The sequence below is a fragment of the Acetobacter lambici genome, from assembly GCF_011516885.1.
Lineage (GTDB): Bacteria > Pseudomonadota > Alphaproteobacteria > Acetobacterales > Acetobacteraceae > Acetobacter > Acetobacter lambici.
The window spans coordinates 1-526 of record NZ_WOTD01000188.1 but is presented as its reverse complement, the minus strand read 5'-3'; the positions used below and the strand labels follow the sequence as shown (position 1 = coordinate 526).

At 54.6% G+C, this 526-nt stretch carries 1 pseudogene; it reads right to left on the bottom strand.

From position 1 onward, the window contains the following. Window positions 1–220: 220 nt before the first annotated feature. Window positions 221–340, bottom strand: a pseudogene (locus GOB86_RS16485) (recombinase family protein); the annotation flags it as partial. Window positions 341–526 lie beyond the last annotated feature (186 nt).

The window sequence follows — 526 nt, the reverse complement described above, 5'->3', positions numbered from 1 at the left end:
GCAGACGGGTCCATTTTGACAGCGTGTCAGGGTGAATATCCAGCTTTGGAGCGATCATCATCACCGCAGACCACCGCGAAGGATGGTTCTTCTCTTCCTCCAGAACCATGCCGGCTGCACGGTCACGAAACTCAGGCGGAAAACGCTTCGATTTATTGCTCATGAATTCTTCTTACCTCACGGGTCTTGATGTCTCCACAAAACCCGGGGCAGTTCAGTTGAGCAGGGTCTCACGCTGCACGGCGAGGTCCTGCTTGTCGGTCGAGCAGCGGGCGTAGCCAATCAGGACGTGCGTCATGGGAAATATTGTAACGTATAAGGACCCTTCATCGCAAAACATATCGTACTATCTATATGAGACTCTGTTCTTGGCCGTTTTCCATGGGTCATCTGGTCGGCCAGAGCGGGTCCGTTCAACGATCCCCTTCCGGACACATGAAGGAGACATCCGATCATGGCGCGGCGCCGTCTTCTGACCCGTGAAGCTCTCGCCCGACATTACGAGCCTTCTGTCGATGATCGCGAG